This is a genomic window from Embleya scabrispora DSM 41855 (genome assembly GCF_000372745.1).
Classification (GTDB): domain Bacteria; phylum Actinomycetota; class Actinomycetes; order Streptomycetales; family Streptomycetaceae; genus Embleya; species Embleya scabrispora.
On the sequence record NZ_KB889684.1, the window covers coordinates 65252 to 79968 of the forward strand.

General features: G+C 72.2%; 14 protein-coding genes. 7 read left to right on the forward strand and 7 right to left on the reverse strand.

Annotated elements, in window-relative coordinates; all coding sequences use genetic code 11:
• Positions 1–7: 7 nt before the first annotated feature.
• The gene (locus A3IC_RS0131320; RefSeq protein ID WP_020554036.1) at positions 8–784 is read left to right on the forward strand and encodes a histidine phosphatase family protein; all 777 of its coding nucleotides are present in this window, start codon (positions 8–10) and stop codon (positions 782–784) included.
• 511 nt (positions 785–1295) lie between these two features.
• Here the strand turns inward: A3IC_RS0131320 and A3IC_RS0131325 are convergent.
• On the reverse strand, positions 1296–2123 hold the full coding sequence (locus A3IC_RS0131325) for an SDR family NAD(P)-dependent oxidoreductase (RefSeq protein ID WP_020554037.1): 828 nt from the start codon (positions 2121–2123) through the stop codon (positions 1296–1298).
• Positions 2120–3331 (reverse strand): LLM class flavin-dependent oxidoreductase, encoded by a 1212-nt coding sequence (locus tag A3IC_RS0131330; RefSeq protein WP_020554038.1) that lies wholly within the window; start codon positions 3329–3331, stop codon positions 2120–2122. Before A3IC_RS0131330 ends, A3IC_RS0131325 begins: the two co-directional genes overlap by 4 nt.
• A 297-nt stretch (positions 3332–3628) precedes the next feature.
• Here A3IC_RS0131330 and A3IC_RS0131335 point away from each other — a divergent pair, with 297 nt between their 5' ends.
• Both A3IC_RS0131335 and A3IC_RS57515 read left to right on the forward strand, forming a co-directional pair.
• Positions 3629–5314, forward strand: coding sequence for an ABC-F family ATP-binding cassette domain-containing protein (locus tag A3IC_RS0131335; protein WP_020554039.1), 1686 nt, complete (start codon positions 3629–3631; stop codon positions 5312–5314).
• A gap of 108 nt (positions 5315–5422) precedes the next feature.
• Positions 5423–5935: a DUF6228 family protein gene (locus tag A3IC_RS57515; RefSeq protein WP_020554040.1), complete on the forward strand. Its 513-nt coding sequence runs from the start codon at positions 5423–5425 to the stop codon at positions 5933–5935.
• Between the two features lie 155 nt (positions 5936–6090).
• Here A3IC_RS57515 and A3IC_RS0131345 read toward each other — a convergent pair whose 3' ends face one another.
• Together A3IC_RS0131345 and A3IC_RS0131350 are read right to left on the reverse strand one after the other, a co-directional pair.
• Entirely contained in the window at positions 6091–7083 is a 993-nt protein-coding gene (locus A3IC_RS0131345; protein ID WP_020554041.1) for an asparaginase, read from the reverse strand.
• 309 nt (positions 7084–7392) lie between these two features.
• Positions 7393–7599, reverse strand: a complete 207-nt coding sequence (locus A3IC_RS0131350) for a hypothetical protein (protein WP_020554042.1) — start codon at positions 7597–7599, stop codon at positions 7393–7395.
• Positions 7600–7997: 398 nt separating this feature from the next.
• Here A3IC_RS0131350 and A3IC_RS73130 point away from each other — a divergent pair, with 398 nt between their 5' ends.
• Together A3IC_RS73130 and A3IC_RS0131360 are read left to right on the forward strand one after the other, a co-directional pair.
• Positions 7998–8981 carry a DUF6332 family protein gene (locus tag A3IC_RS73130; protein ID WP_020554043.1) on the forward strand — a complete coding sequence of 328 codons (984 nt, stop codon included), beginning with the start codon at positions 7998–8000 and terminating at the stop codon, positions 8979–8981.
• Positions 8982–9074: 93 nt separating this feature from the next.
• The gene (locus A3IC_RS0131360; protein WP_020554044.1) at positions 9075–9872 is read left to right on the forward strand and encodes an exodeoxyribonuclease III; all 798 of its coding nucleotides are present in this window, start codon (positions 9075–9077) and stop codon (positions 9870–9872) included.
• Between the two features lie 74 nt (positions 9873–9946).
• On the opposite strand, the gene A3IC_RS57525 is transcribed toward A3IC_RS0131360, so the two are convergent.
• Positions 9947–11035 carry a nucleotidyl transferase AbiEii/AbiGii toxin family protein gene (locus tag A3IC_RS57525; protein ID WP_158696160.1) on the reverse strand — a complete coding sequence of 363 codons (1089 nt, stop codon included), beginning with the start codon at positions 11033–11035 and terminating at the stop codon, positions 9947–9949.
• Positions 11036–11039: 4 nt separating this feature from the next.
• Entirely contained in the window at positions 11040–11996 is a 957-nt protein-coding gene (locus A3IC_RS0131370) for a helix-turn-helix transcriptional regulator (RefSeq protein ID WP_020554046.1), read from the reverse strand.
• A 101-nt stretch (positions 11997–12097) separates the two neighbouring features.
• Here A3IC_RS0131370 and A3IC_RS0131375 point away from each other — a divergent pair, with 101 nt between their 5' ends.
• Positions 12098–13474 carry an MFS transporter gene (locus tag A3IC_RS0131375; protein WP_020554047.1) on the forward strand — a complete coding sequence of 459 codons (1377 nt, stop codon included), beginning with the start codon at positions 12098–12100 and terminating at the stop codon, positions 13472–13474.
• Between the two features lie 52 nt (positions 13475–13526).
• Here A3IC_RS0131375 and A3IC_RS0131380 read toward each other — a convergent pair whose 3' ends face one another.
• Complete coding sequence (locus A3IC_RS0131380) at positions 13527–13898, reverse strand: winged helix-turn-helix transcriptional regulator (RefSeq protein WP_020554048.1); 372 nt, start codon at positions 13896–13898, stop codon at positions 13527–13529.
• A 101-nt stretch (positions 13899–13999) separates the two neighbouring features.
• Between A3IC_RS0131380 and A3IC_RS0131385 the strand changes: the two genes are divergently transcribed.
• Positions 14000–14629, forward strand: a complete 630-nt coding sequence (locus A3IC_RS0131385; protein WP_020554049.1) for an NADPH-dependent F420 reductase — start codon at positions 14000–14002, stop codon at positions 14627–14629.
• Positions 14630–14717: the final 88 nt, after the last annotated feature.

Here is a 14717-nt window from a genome sequence, read left to right on the forward strand (position 1 = left end):
GGGCACCGTGGTCGGCACGTCGGACACCGCGCCCTTCGGGCCGGTCGAGATAGTCGCCGTACGCCACGGCGAAAGCATGGCCAACGCGGCCTTTGCCGCCGCCGAAGCGCGCATCGGCTCCTCGCCGGCCGACGGGGCACCCGAAGGGGACGACGGGGCAGTCGAGTTCGACCTGGCGACGGCCGGTCGGGACGCCGACATCGCGCTCAGCGCGCGGGGTGAGGACCAGGCCGGCGCCGTCGGGCGACGGCTCGCACTCAAGGGCGAGACGCCGGACGTGGTCCTGGTCTCGCCGTACCGCCGGGCCCGCTCGACCATGCGCATCATCGCCCGCGAGGCCGCCCGGGTCGGCCTGCTGTTGCCCCGGCCGCGTCGCGACGAGCGCCTGCGGGACCGCGAGATGGGGATCCTGGAACTGCGGACGGCCGCCGCGATCGAGCAGCTCTACCCGGAGGAGGCCGAGCGTCGACGCCGGGTCGGCGACCTGTACTACCGCCCGCCCGGCGGCGAATCCCTCGCCGACGTCGCGCTGCGGTTGCGCACACTGCTGACCGACCTGCGGCACGAGGCGCCGGGCGCGCACGTGCTGATCGTCGGGCACGACGCGACCGTGCTGATGCTGCGTTACATCCTGGAGGGCCTCACCGAGACGGACGTGGACCGCCTGGTCCGGACCGACCCGGTGGGCAACGCCTCGATCTCCCGCTGGCGCGTTCGGGACGGGCGGCTGCGGGCGATCCGCTACAACGACACGCGGCATCTGCGCGGCATCGACGTGCGCTGAGCGGCGGAGGTCGCGTCGCCGGCTCTGCCGGGGCGCGGCGTTCGCGGCAGCCGACGGTCGGGCACGGGGGAGTGGGCCCGACCGCCGGCGCCTTGATACCCACGGGATGCGGTGCGCCGTCGCGCATTGGGGGTGTCAGGTCCCCTCCGTCCCGTTCGGTGCCCTCTGGTTTCCCCTCTGCGGGGCCGGAAAACCGCCTCCGAACGAAGAGGTCGAACCCGGCCGGACCAGGCTGCCAACCGATCGCGGACACGACCATTCGAAGGCGATAGCGCCATTACCGAACAGAAATATGACGCTGTGTCAGTAACCGGAAGAGGAACCCTCGCGCCCCATTTCTTCCCTGATCAGCCGCTTGATCACCGATCCGGCACTCCGCCGGAATCCATCGGATCAACCCCTCTCGTCCGCCTGACAACCATCCGGTCGCCGGGTGGGCGAGCGCGGCGCCGGGTGCGTGGGCGCGGCGCCGGCCGGCCGCTCCGGCGCCGCGGTCACTCGTGCGCCGCGGTCACCCCCGGGGCAACCGCTCCAGTGCGCCGATCAGATCCGGGTACCGGCGGGTGCGGGCGCCGCCGTCGACGCCGTAGACGCTGCCGGAGACGAAGGACGCCTCGTCGGAGGCCAGGAACAGGACGACGGAGGCCACCTCCTCGGGTTCCGCGAACCGGCCCAGCGGGGCGTTCTCGACGTACTCCTCGACCACGCCCGGGACATGCCACATGCCGGCCGTGGCCTGCGTGCGGATCAGGCCCGGGGCCACCGCGTTCACCCGGATGCCCGACGGCCCCAGTTCGAGGGCGGCCACCTCGGTCAGGGCGACCACGCCGGCCTTGGCCGCGCAGTACGCGCCCATGCCGCGGCCGGGCTGGACCGCGTTGAGCGAGGCCAGGTTGACGATCGAGCCGGCGCGGCCGTCCTGGGCGCGCATGACCCGACCCGCGTGCTTGACGGTCAGGAACGCGCCGTTCAGGCACAGGTCGACAACACGGCGCCAGGCGGCGTAGTCGTGGTCGGCCAGTTCGGCCGCCGTACCGCCGCCCGCGTTGGCCACCGCGATGTCCAGAGCGCCGAACTCGTCCACGGCCGCCCCCACCAGCCTCGCCACGTCCTCCTCGACGGTCACGTCGCACAACCGGGTCACGCACCGCTCCGGGCCCAACTCCGCGGCCAGCGAAGCCAATCCGGCGGCATCGATGTCGCCCGCGACCACGTACGCCCCCTCGGCCGCGAGGCGGTGTGCGACGGCCCGCCCGATGCCCGCCGCCGCCCCGGTCACCAGCGCCACCTTGCCCGCCACGCGTCCCGCGCCGACACCGCTCTCGATCCGCGCGCTCACGCCGTGCTCCCCTTCGTGTTCTCGTAGTCCTTCACTGCTCCGCCGACGGCCTGCGCCGTGCGGTCGCGCCAGGTCTGGGACAGGCCCACCTGCCAGTCCTGGGACGCGAGCGGGCCGTGCGCGGCACCGGTGAAGTACGGGATCACCTCGCGGGCGATCAGTTCGTAGGAGCGCTTCGTCGCCTCCGCGTCCGCGAAGTCGGCGCCCATGAACAGGTAGGTGCCGAATCCGCCGGACTTCTGCCACAGCCGCTCGATCTGACGAATCGCCATCTCCGGCGTGCCACAGATGAACGAGCCGGTCGTGTTGCCGTGTTCGATCCGCTCGGCCAGTGGCGTGGTGGTGTCCAGCGGGATCGGCAGCACCTTGGCCTGGTAGTTCTGGATGCCTTCGAGGCCGTACGCCACCTCGCGGCGCGCCTGCTCCTCGGTCTCGGCGATGTGCATCATGCCCATCAGCCGCCACTTGGACCGGTCCATGGTCTGCCCGTACCGGTCGGCGACCTCGTTGGCGATGCCCCAGTGGGTGCCGAGCGCGTCGAAGCCGCCCTCCTGGCTCGCGGCGATCGAGAGCATGCCCGCACCGAACCGCCCGGCCGTACGCGGCCCGGCCGGCGAAAACGTCGCGGCGACCGCAAGTTCCGGCGACGGGTGGGTGTACGGCCGCAACTGCAACCGGGCATCGCGCAGCGTGAACCAGTCGCTCTCCCGGGTCACCGGTTCGCGGCCGGCGAGCAGTGCGACGATCGCCTCCAGCGACTCCTCCATCATCGTCCGCTGACGAGCGGTGTCGATGCCCAACATGTGTGCGTCGGAGGCGAGTTGGCCGGGGCCGACGCCGAGCATGACCCGGCCGCGGGTGAGGTGGTCGAGCAGGACCAGCCGATCCGCGACGTGCAGCGGGTGGTGGTACGGCAGCGAGACGACGCCGGTGCCGAAACGGATGTGCCGGGTACGGGCCGCGGCGCTCGCGATGAACAACTCGGGCGAGGCGACGATCTCCCAGCCGCCGGAGTGGTGCTCGCCGATCCACGCCTCGGCGTAGCCGAGCCGGTCCAGGTGCTCGACCAGGGCCAGGTCCTGTTCCAGCATCAGGGTGGGGTTGCGCCCCGCTTGATGAAAGGGGGCCAGAAAGACCCCGAACGCGAGCGGGCTGCGCTCGCCCATGGCGACCTGCCGGGCGATCTGCTGCGGTTCCGTGTGTGCCACCGCGACTCCTTGAATGACCCCGAAACTGATGAGCCGTCACCGTTCCAGGTTGCGATGCGCGAATCAATAGTTGCACTATGCGAAAGGGTTCGCGGATCCGCGATCCGCCGCCCGCGACACGGACACGCCCGCCGCCGTGTTCCGGGCCTGTCCCGGGGCGCGCTACCGTGCGGGGAAGCCCGAAATGCGTTGGCCCGGTCGGCGTGGAGCGGGTAGGAAGGGTTGTCATCCTCGGAACGACCCGTGGAAGACCACCCTCGGATCCCCCGACCGCAGGACGAAGGACGCGCGCACGCCATGGGCTACATCGATGTCAATACCGTCGGCTTCACCCTCCCGGACGGGCGTGTCCTGCTGGACGAGGTGTCCTTCCGAGTCGGTGACGGCACCACCGTGGCGCTGATCGGTGCGAACGGCGCCGGCAAGACCACGCTGCTGCGGATCATCACGGGTGAGCTGAAGCCCGATACCGGCGCGGTCGCCCGAACGGGTGGACTGGGCATCATGCCGCAGTTCGTCGGCCGGATCCGAGACGCGTCCACCGTGCGCGACCTGCTCGTCTCGCTCGCCCCGCCGCGGATCCGGGACGCGATGCGCGCGGTCGACGAGGCCGAGCTGGCGCTGATGGAGAACGACGACGAAAAGCGCCAGATGCGGTACGCGACGGCGCTCGCCGAGTTCGGCGACGCGGGTGGCTACGACATCGAGCCGGCCTGGGACCAGTGTTGCCAGTCGGCGCTGGGCACCACCTACGACGGCGCCAAGTGGCGCGAGGTGCGCACGCTCTCCGGCGGCGAGCAGAAGCGGCTCGCGCTGGAGGCGCTGCTGCGCGGCCCGGACGAGGTGCTGATCCTCGACGAGCCGGACAACTATCTCGACGTCCCGGGCAAGCGCTGGCTCGAACAGTCCCTGCGCGAGACCCAGAAGTCGGTGCTGTTGGTCTCGCACGACCGCGAACTGCTCGCCCGGGCCGCCGACCGGATCGTCACGATCGAACTCGGCGCGGCGGGCAACACCGTCTGGATCCACGGCGGCTCGTTCGGCACCTACCACGAGGCCCGGCGGGCCCGGTTCGAACGCTTCGAGGAGTTGGGCCGGCGCTGGGACGAGGAGCACGCCAAGCTCAAGGCGTTGGTCCTGATGTACAAGAACAAGGCGGCGTACAACGACGGTCTGGCCTCCCGGTTGCAGGCCGCCCGGACCCGACTGCGCAAGTTCGAGGAGGCCGGCCCGCCGCAGAACATCCCGCGCGAGCAGGACGTCAAGATGCGGCTGCGCGGCTCTCGCACCGGCAAACGCGCGGTGATCGCCGAGTCGCTGGAACTGACCGGCCTGATGCAGCCGTTCGACGCCGAGATCTGGTACGGCGACCGGGTCGCGGTACTCGGCTCGAACGGCTCGGGCAAGTCGCACTTCCTGCGCCTGCTCGCGGCCGGCGGCACCGATCCCGAGGTCGAGCACGAACCGGTCGGCGACACGGTGATCGCGCCGGTGGCGCACACCGGCCGGGCCCGGCTCGGGGCGCGGGTGCGGCCCGGGTGGTTCGCGCAGACGCACGACCATCCCGAATTCGCGGGCAAGACTTTGGTCGACATCCTGGGCCGGGGCAACGAGCACCGCAGTGGGCTGGGCCGCGAGGGCGCCGCGAAGGTGCTCGACCGGTACGAACTCGCCTACGGTGCCGAGCAGCCCTTCGACACCCTCTCGGGCGGCCAACAGGCCAGATTCCAGGTGCTGTTGCTGGAACTCTCCGGCGCCAACCTGCTGCTGCTCGACGAGCCGACGGACAACCTCGACCTGGTCTCGGCCGAGGCGCTCCAGGACGCCCTGGAGGCATTCGACGGCACCGTGCTGGCGGTGACCCACGACCGGTGGTTCGCGTCGTCCTTCGATCGCTTCATGGTCTTCGGCCAGGACGGCCGGGTCCGCGAGACGGACGGCCCGGTATGGGACGAGGGGCGCGTCGAACGCGCTCGCGGCTGAGTGAAACAGACGGGTGGGCACGGGAATTCCGCGCCCACCCGAGTCCGGGTGTCCGGGTGCCGGTATCCGGAATGACGTCGACGGGCGCTCTGCCCTACGGTTCGGCGGATGCATCCCCACTTCGACGCGGCGAACGAATCGTACGAGCCGACCGGATCGACCGACCCGGACGACGTGATCATCCGGTGCAACGACAATCCGGCCATCCGGATCCGCCTCCGCGACGCGGTCAGCCCGGACGACGAGGTCGCCGCGCGCTACCCGGCATCGCGGCTCGTGCACTACACCGTCGAGATCCAGGCGCCCGGGATGGCCGCGCATCTCGATCGTGTGGTCGGCTGGACCGGCGAGGCGAGGGAAATAGCCGGCTTCCTGACCGACCTCGCCCGTGACTTCGGCGGCTGGGACGGCGAACGCCGCTGGCACACCGACGATCGCGATCTCACCGTCACGGCGGTCTTCCGGTCCGGCGGGCGAGTCGAACTGACCTGGGAACTGCGACCGAGGCGGATGGGCGGCTGCGGCTGGGCCGCCTCGGTGACCCTGGTGGTGGAGGCGGGCGAGCAGTTGGCGATGCTCGCGGCTGATGTCCGGCAATTCCTGTCCCGCGCGGGTGGGTGAACGAGCCTTTCCACCGGGGCCGGCAAGCTTTGCGAATTCGTTGCTCCGCGGCTCCGTCGCCCCGGTCGACGGGCGGCGGTCTGGGCCGCCGGGCCGGATTGCTCGGCTCGGCGCCGGCATGCGATTCACCCGGCGTCATCGACCCCGGCTCGGATTCACCCGTGCTCGGCGAAGGCCGCGGCAAGGGCGCCGCGGTCGGCGCCCGAGGCGATCAGCAGGCGGAGCAACACCCGTGCCTTGTACGGGTCGAGCAGGCCGGCGTTGAGCAGGCCGCGGCGTTGCAGGTCGGTTTCCGAGCCGATCGCGCCGTAGGTGTGTCGCAGCACGGAACCGGCGCCGGTGCGCGAGGTCAGCACGACGGGGATGCGCGCGGCCAGTTCGCCGAGAACCGGCGCGAGTGCGGCCGGTACGTGGCCGACGCCGAATCCGGCGACCACCAGGCCCCGTTGGTCGGTCGGGAAGTCGGCGAGCAGCGCGCCGTCGTCGTCGAGGGTGACCGAGTACAGCGCCACTCGGGCCGAGGTGAGCGCCACCGGCTCCGGGATCGGCAGCGGCTTGTGCGCCGGCGGCGTGGCCAGGATCCGTACCCGGCCCTCGACGACGACCCCCAGCGGGCCGGTGTCGGGCGAGCGGAACGTGGCGGTGCTCGTACTGTGCGTCTTGCGCACCCTGCGCGCGGCGTGGATCTCGTCCCCGAACACCACCAACGCGCCCAGCCCGCACGCGGATTCGGCCGCCGCGACGCGGGCGGCGGCGAGCAGATTCGCGGGACCGTCGGGGCCGGCCAACGTCGGGTTGCGCATCGCGCCGGTGAGCACGAACGGCTCCGGGTGCGGCCAGACCAGGTCGACCAGGTAGGCGGTCTCCTCCAGCGTGTCGGTGCCCTGGGCCACCACGACGCCGGCCGCCCCCGCGGCGACCGCGCGCGACGCGGCGGCGACCACGTCGAGGACCTGGGTGAACGTCAGATTCCCGCTGGGCACCGCCTGTACGTCCTGCACGTCGAGCGCGACACCCAGATCCGCGAGGCCCGGTACGGCGGCGATCAGCTGCGCCCCGTTCAGGCGGGCGACCACCGTCCCGGCATCCGCGCCGACCGCCCCGGCCATCGCGATCGTGCCCCCGAGTGTGAACAACGCGACGCTCATCGGCAGAGCCTCCTCATCGATTCCTTCAGCGAACGCCGCCAAGGTAACCGCCTCCGACGGCGGCCGTTGCCCGACGTTGCCCCGATCGACACCGGGACGGTGCCTGCGGCGCCGCGGACGCGGTGGGCCGAGTCCGGGCACCGGTCCCGGACGTGCGGCGACCCCGAGGGACAAAGGTCCACTCGGGGTCGCCGGGGGATTTCCGTGGTGCTCCGTTGCCGTGCACTGCCCGGCGGTGTCGCGTGCCGCTCGACCGGTGGTGACATCGTCCGGTCGATCCGGACCGCGGGTCGGTGGTCACCGTCGCCGTCACCGGGTGAGCAGCTGCAGGTTCCGACGCATGCGTACCGACTCGATCGCGGCGGCGCTCTGCACCACTTCGTGGGCCGCCCGCTCGGCGCGACGGGCCTTGGCGGCGGCGCGCCGGCTGCGCAGGGCCGCCATGACCAGACGGTCCCGGTCGGCGCCGGCGAGAAGCTCCTGCTGACGGCTCTTGTAAAGCTCGTACTCGATCACTGTGTCCACCTTCTGTTACTTCGACCCGGTCTCCCCGGCTCGTGGTAACAGCTTCGCGTCCCAGTGGGGGGTCGGGCATGAGGCGGATGCCGCATCTATGCCGGTGCCCGAACCCGGCCCGATACCTAAGCCGCGCCGAGGAACCCTAAGGCGGGGTAAGGCGGCCCGAGGCACGCCCTAAGGCGCCTGAGGCGGCCCGGTTTCGCGGCGTCGACCGGCCGTATGGTCCGGCCTGTTGCGACGGGCGGACGAGCGAGCGTATGCAGATGTATACCGTCGGTCGGCGCGGGGGACAACCGCCGTGTGCGGTGCCCCGGCCGACCGAGGCGGGCACGCGCGCGGATCCGGCCGGGAGCGGGTGCGGGTCGGGAGTCGTGGGTCGAGGAGGAGCGCTGGCGGTGCGGACGCGAGCCGAACGGGACGCGATGACCGCCGAGATCGGCTTCGCCGTGCTTTCCGGGCTGCTGCTCGCCGGTCTGGTCGGGGTCCTGTGCGCGAGTGTGATCGCGATCCTCGGTCTCGACGGCGACACCCGGGACACGGTCGTCGAGAGCACGTTCCTCGTCGCCCTCGGCGTGCTGGTGTGGCGCGTTGCAGCCGTCCTGTCCGCTTCGATCGCGAGCACTCCCGCGTCGATCGCGAGAACCGCGGCGACGAGCGCGGACGCGACGAACGCCTTACCCCCGAGGAGGGTTGAGCCGGCTCGCGCGAGCGCCCCGGCGGTGGTGATGCGCCGCGGCCTGCCGGGCGAGTGCCGATCGATCGGTCCGCCCGGCCGCGCGCGGTTCGAGTGGGGTGCGTATTCACCGGTTCACCGGTTCCGACCCCCGACCCGGCTCCGCCACCGGGCCCGGGAGGATGGCGGGATGGTGTCAACCGTGCTCGCATCGCTGACCGTGCCCTGGATCCCCACCGCGCACCGGATGGACGTCCTGCGCTGTGCCGACCTGCCCGAGGACTACACCGTCACCACCGCCTTCGTTCTCGCGCTGGACGGCCTCGGGCGCACCCTGCTGACCCGGGTGGACCGGCCGGGACGCGGCTGGGAGGTGCCGGGCGGACACCTGGACCCGGGGGAGACGCCGGCCGGGGCGGCGGCACGCGAACTCGCGGAGGAGGCGGGGCTGCGGATGCCCCCCGAGCGGCTCACCCTGCTCGGCGGCCAGCGGATCACCCTCCTGGACCCGCCGCCGGCCGACTACCGCTATCCGACCCGGGCGTTCCAGGCCTTCTACTCGGTGCGGCTGCCGGATCCGGGCGCGCCGACCCGGCCCGACCCCGCGTCCGAATGCGACGCGGCCGAGTGGGTCGAGCCGGCCGAGGTGGCCGCGCGCTGCCGTGGCGCGGCCTGGTTGGCGCTGCACGCCACGCTGCTCGACTGAGGTCCGAGGGCGGCGTACGGGCCGAGCGGCCGATCCCGTGTGCCACCTCACCCCCCTGCTCGGCAGCGCCGCGAAACGGGCTAATCTGCACCGATGATCACCGTCTCCACCGCCAACGTCAACGGCCTGCGCGCCGCCGCCGGCAAGGGCTTCACCGCATGGCTGAACGCGACCGAGGCCGACGTGGTGTGCCTGCAAGAGGTGCGGGCCACGCCCGAGCAGCTCACCGACGAGGTGCGCGACCCCAAGGGGTGGCACGCCTACTACGCCCCGGCGGCGGCCAAGGGCCGGGCGGGCGTGGCCGTGTACAGCAGGGTCGAGCCGAGCGCGGTGCGGATCGGGTTCGGGTCGGCCGAGTTCGACGCGGCCGGACGGTGGATCGAGGTGGACCTGCCCAAGGCGACCGTGGCCAGCCTGTACCTGCCCACGGGGGAGGCGGAGACGCCCAAGCAGGAGGAGAAGAACCGGTTCATGGCCGACCTGGTCGCACACCTGAAGGTGATGCGGGCGACGGCGGCGATCGGCGGACGCGAGTCGTTGGTGTGCGGGGACTGGAACATCGCGCATACCGAACACGACATCAAGAACTGGAAGGGCAACGTCAAGAAGTCCGGCTTCCTGCCGGAGGAGCGGGCCTGGCTCGACGCGTTGTTCGGCGCCGCCGACTGGCACGACGTGGTCCGTCGGATCCACCCCGACGGCCCCGGGCCGTACTCGTGGTGGTCCTACCGAGGCAAGGCGTTCGACACCGACGCGGGCTGGCGGATCGACTACCACGTGGCGACCCCCGCCCTGGCGAACGCGGCCGTGACCGCCGTGGTCGAACGCGCCGACACCTACGCGGAGCGCTGGTCCGACCACGCGCCGGTGACCGTGGCCTACGACATCTGAGCCGCCCGCGGCGGTCGAGTCCGCGGCGAGTCCTCGGCGGACCGCCCGCGAGACGGGTTCGACACGCGGCCCGGTCAGCCCGAAATCGGACCCAGCGCGCGACCGAGCCTGGTCGACCAGACCGCCTGGGCGCCCCGCGCCGACGGGTGCTCGATGCGGAACCGGTCCCAGTCCGGAACCGGCCAGGTCGCGATCTCGCCCGCCGTGATCGGCACCCCGCCCACGACTCGGCCCAGCAGTTCGGGGCGCAGCCGGGTGTGCGGCGATTCGGCGAGCAGGACCGCGTCGTACAGGTCCTTGGCGAAGACGCCGCCCTCGGCCGCGTCCCTGCGCAACCAGCGCAGCTTCCAGGCCAGGGACAGCGCCCGGCTCGCCACCGGCGCCACCACCGGCGGCCCACCGCCGGCGCGGGGGATCGCCGTCCACCGCGCCGGCTCGGGCATCGACTCGTCGAAGGCGTAGTCGACTTGGATGGTGCCTTCGGGCAGCCCGTCCGCACGCCAGGGGATGATCAACCGCACGCCGCGCCCGCCGCCGTCCGCGTCTGCGCCGTACGACCCCCCACCCTCGACGCGCGCGTAACCGCCGTCCAGGACCACGCCCGCACCCGCGTCGGGGCACTCGTTCAGGGCATCGACGAGTTCGTGGTGCGGTGACTCGCCCACGTCGTCCCACTCGTCGTCGTACGGCTCGTCCCACTCGCCGTCCCACTCGTCGTCGCAACAGCTCTCGACCTGCACCCACGCGGTTCCCTCGGGCGGTGGGCAGACCCGGATGCCCCGGGTGTCGAACTCCTCGTCGCACCACAGGTCGGCCGCGCCCGCGCCGGCGAACACCTCGGGCCACTGCTGGACCACGGCGCGGTGCGGGACGTGCGGGTGCGGGCCGAGCGGCTGGACCGGTCGTATCGGCGAGCGCGAGACGACCCAGTCCAGGTCGCCCGGCTCGCGCGCCGCGGCGCCCAGCCACGCGGTCAGTGGCATGCTCCCGCGCAACACCAGTGCGCCGGCCGAGGGCCCCTCCGTGCACAGCCGCAGCGTGTGTTCCAGGGCCCGCCGCCGAGCGGCCCACCAGTGCCGACGCCGCGCGGGGTCGGCGAGCGCCGGCACCTCGATCCCGCTCCCGCGATCGGAGGCCGCGCCGTTCGGCATCGTCCCGCTCACCCGCTCACCCGCAATGGGCGGCGGGGACGGCGGTCGCGGGGTCGCCGGTCCGGTCCGTCGCCACGCCGAGCGGCGAGGTGGGGTGGCTCCAGCGGGACTTCCGCCGGCACCGCTCGCAGCACCAGTGCGTGGTCGGCATCGCCATCAGCTCGGCCATGCGCTCGCGCGTCTCGTCGTCGGCCGGTGTGTACACCACCATCCGAGTCTCCGGCACGCTCAGCCCCAGCCGGGTGCCGGCGAAGTCCATCCGGCCCAGTTGGTTGTGCACGATCCGCTTGATGTGCCGATTGCCCGAGCCGACCTCGCGGCGCGCCCACAGCCGGGCGAACCTCGGGCTGCAACTCGCCAGGCGTTGCACGAACGACTCCCACTCCGGCTCGCCCACGTGCCGGGCGAACGACGCCTGCAACTCGGCGACCATGCGCGGCTCCTCGAACTCCCGGTCGAGGAACGGATTGCACTCGTCAGGAGACATGAACGTGGCCCAGATCACGTTGCGTTCGTTGAGCGGTTGCTCGACCAGACCGGGAAACACCTTGTGGTACGCCGTGTTCCAGGCCAGCACGTCGTATCGGGCGTTGTACACGGCGGTCGGATTGGGGACCAGGCCGTCCAGAATCTCCTGGATCTCCACCGGCAACGTCGTCGCCGCCTGCGCCTCGATCTCCCAGGACACCTGCGCGAGTCGGTACAGGTGGGTGCGCTCGGCCGGGTCGAGTCCCAGCGTGCGGGCCACCGCGTCGAGCACCTGCACGCTCGCGTTGATCGGCCGACCCTGCTCCAGCCACGTGTACCAGGTCACCCCCACGCCGGCGAGCATCGCGACCTCCTCGCGGCGCAGGCCCGGAGTACGCCGGCGCAGGCCCGGCGGCAGGCCGACGTCCTCCGGGGTCCGGCGTTCGCGCCTGCTGCGCAGGAACGCGCCCAGTTCGGTGCGTCGGCTCGCGGTATTGGTGCTCATCCGGCCATCCTCATGCCTGCCGCGGTTCGCTGCCAGGTGCTCTCGGTACCAGGATCGACAGACTCTCGGCAACAGGATCCCGCCACCCGCACGATCGCGGCATGACCATCACGACCGCGGCGCCGGACACGGCGCGACGCGCCCATCCGCTGCTGCTGACCGCACTGCTCACCGCCCAGTTCATGGCGTTGCTGGACACCTCCGTCGTCAACGTCGCCGGCCCCACGATCCGTACCGACCTGGACACCAGCGGTGCGGGACTGCAACTGGTCATCTCCGGCTACACCGTCGTCTACGCGATGCTGATCGTCACCGGCTCGCGGCTCGGCGGCCGGCACGGCTTCCGTCGGGTGTTCGGCATCGGCCTGGTCGTCTTCACCGTCGCGTCGCTGCTGTGCGGCCTGGCCTGGGACGACACCTCACTGATCGCGGCCCGCGCGGTCCAGGGCGGCGGCGCCGCGCTGATGGTGCCCCAGGTGCTCAACCTGATCCAGGCCACCTACGCCGGCGCCGACCGGGCCCGGGCGATGGGTCGTTACGCGGCGACCATCGCCGGCGGCATGGTCGCCGGCCAGGTGCTCGGCGGACTCCTGGTCAGCGCCGACCTGTTCGGGCTGTCCTGGCGGCCGGTGTTCCTGATCAACATCCCGGTCGGGATCGTGCTGTACGTGCTCGCCCGCCGGGTGTTGCCGGCCGGCGGGACCCCCGCGGCGCGCGGCCTGGACGTTCCGGGCCTGGCGCTGCTCGCTCCCGCGTTGCTCGCGCTGGTCGTTCCGCTGGTGATGGGGCACGAGTTGGACTGGCCGACCTGGGGTTGGTTCAGCCTGGGCGCCTGCGCGGTGCTGTTCGCGCTGTTCGCGATCGTCGAGCGACGTGTGCCGGCGCCGCTGATCCCCACTGAGCTGCTGCGGGTGCCGGGCGTGGTGGCGGGTGCGGTCACGCTGTTGTTGGTGATGACGGCGTTCGGCGGGCTGATGTTCGCCACCGCGCTGTACGTGCAGAGCGGTCTGGGCTACAGCGCGTTGGAGGCGGGGTTGACCTTCATCCCTTCCTCGGTCGTGTTCGCGACGGTGTCGTTGCGGTGGCAGCGGTTGCCCGCTGCCTGGCATCGGTGGTTGCCGACGATCGGGATGCCGATCGGCGCGCTCGGGTTCGCGGCCACCGGATGGGCGTTCGGCAGCGGGCAGCCGCTGGTGGTGATGCTTGCCACGATGATCGTGAGCAGCTTCGGCCTGGGCGTCGCGTACAGCCCGGTGATGATGCTCGGGCTGCGCCGGGTGCCGCTGCCGCGGGCGTCGGACGCGTCCGGGCTGATGGTGACGATGATCCAACTCGGTCAGGTGCTCGGGGTGGCCGCGTTCGGCACGCTGTACCTGTCGGTGGGTGGCGACTTCCACCACGCGGGCGAACTGACGGCATGGGCCATCGCTGCGACGGCGCTGGCCACCACGGTGCCGGCGGCTCGGTTGGGGCGGTGATCGGGGGCCGGGACCTCGGGCCGTGAACGCCGCACCGCGCCCGGGTCGTCGGTCAGCCGGTATCCGCCGCGACGTCCGCCGCGTCCTGGGCGGCCAGGACGCGGTGGCCGTGTTCGACCGACCAGGCGCCGAGCGCGCGGAACGGAACCAGGAGGGTTTCGCCCAGCTCGGTCAGGGCGTACTCGACGCGCGGCGGGGCCTCGGCGTAGGCCCGGCGGACGACCAGGCCGTGGTACTCCAGGCGGCGCAGCGTCTCGTTGAGCACCTTGGCGCTGATCCCGCCGATCTGCGCGGCCAGCGCGCCCGGCCGCATCGGGCCGTCGGCCAGTGCGTAGACGACCACGCTGTTCCAGCGGTTGGTGAGCAGGTCGAAGCCGATGCGGGCGCGGCAGTCGGCGACGTACTCGCCCTCGTGCTCGGTCATGGGGCCATTGTGGCCCGGTCGATGGTTACCGGATGGTGCGTATCGGCCTGCCTAGCTTCGAGGGGTCGGAGTCGGTCTCTCGAAGCGAGCGGGGTAGTGCTGTGCGAATCGGAATCCTGGGCGCGGGCAACATGGCCGGCGCGTTGGGCGCGAAGTGGGTCGAGGCCGGGCACGACGTGCTGATCGGGGCACGTTCGACGCAGCGGGCGCGGCAGGCGGCGAAGCGGGTCGGGGCCCGGGCGGGCGGTTTCGTCGAGGCGGCCGGGCACGGCGACGCGGTGTTGGTCGCGGTCGGGCACGCCGCGACCGCCGAGGTGATTCCGCCGGTGGCCGGCCTGCTGGTCGGGAAGGCGGTGCTGGACTGCTCGAACCCGATCGTGCCGGGGCCGGGCGGGCTGATGTTGACCACCGACGGAGGGCGGTCGGCGGCGCGCACGCTCGCGGACGCGGCGCCGGGTGCGCATGTGGTCAAGGCATTCCATCTCGGCGCGGCCGAGTTGTGGGCGGGGCCGCATGGGAGGGGGCTCGCGGTGCCGCTGTGCGGGGACGACCCGGACGCGCTCGCCGTGGCGCACACCTTGGTCGCGGCGCTGGGGTCGGTGCCGCTGACGGTCGGCGGGTTGGACCGGGCGGGCTATCTGGAGGCGACCGCGGCGATCGTGATCGGGATGTGGTTCGCCGGCCAGGATCCGCGGACGATGTTGCCGGCGGCGGAACACGCGCACGGGTAGCGAACACGCGCACGAACCTCGGTCGAGGTGGGCCGAGCTGCCCTGCCCGTGTGGCGGTTCCGGTGGGGTTTCGGGGGTTCGTGGACCT

What these genes read in the sequence shown, in the direction of transcription:
- A3IC_RS0131335 (WP_020554039.1), top strand. Translation starts at nt 3,629, where the DNA reads ATGGGCTACATCGATGTCAATACCGTCGGCTTCACCCTCCCGGACGGG.
- A3IC_RS57515 (WP_020554040.1), top strand. Translation starts at nt 5,423, where the DNA reads ATGCATCCCCACTTCGACGCGGCGAACGAATCGTACGAGCCGACCGGA.
- A3IC_RS0131345 (WP_020554041.1), bottom strand. Translation starts at nt 7,083, where the DNA reads ATGAGCGTCGCGTTGTTCACACTCGGGGGCACGATCGCGATGGCCGGG.
- A3IC_RS0131360 (WP_020554044.1), top strand. Translation starts at nt 9,075, where the DNA reads ATGATCACCGTCTCCACCGCCAACGTCAACGGCCTGCGCGCCGCCGCC.
- A3IC_RS0131370 (WP_020554046.1), bottom strand. Translation starts at nt 11,996, where the DNA reads ATGAGCACCAATACCGCGAGCCGACGCACCGAACTGGGCGCGTTCCTG.
- A3IC_RS0131375 (WP_020554047.1), top strand. Translation starts at nt 12,098, where the DNA reads ATGACCATCACGACCGCGGCGCCGGACACGGCGCGACGCGCCCATCCG.
- A3IC_RS0131380 (WP_020554048.1), bottom strand. Translation starts at nt 13,898, where the DNA reads ATGACCGAGCACGAGGGCGAGTACGTCGCCGACTGCCGCGCCCGCATC.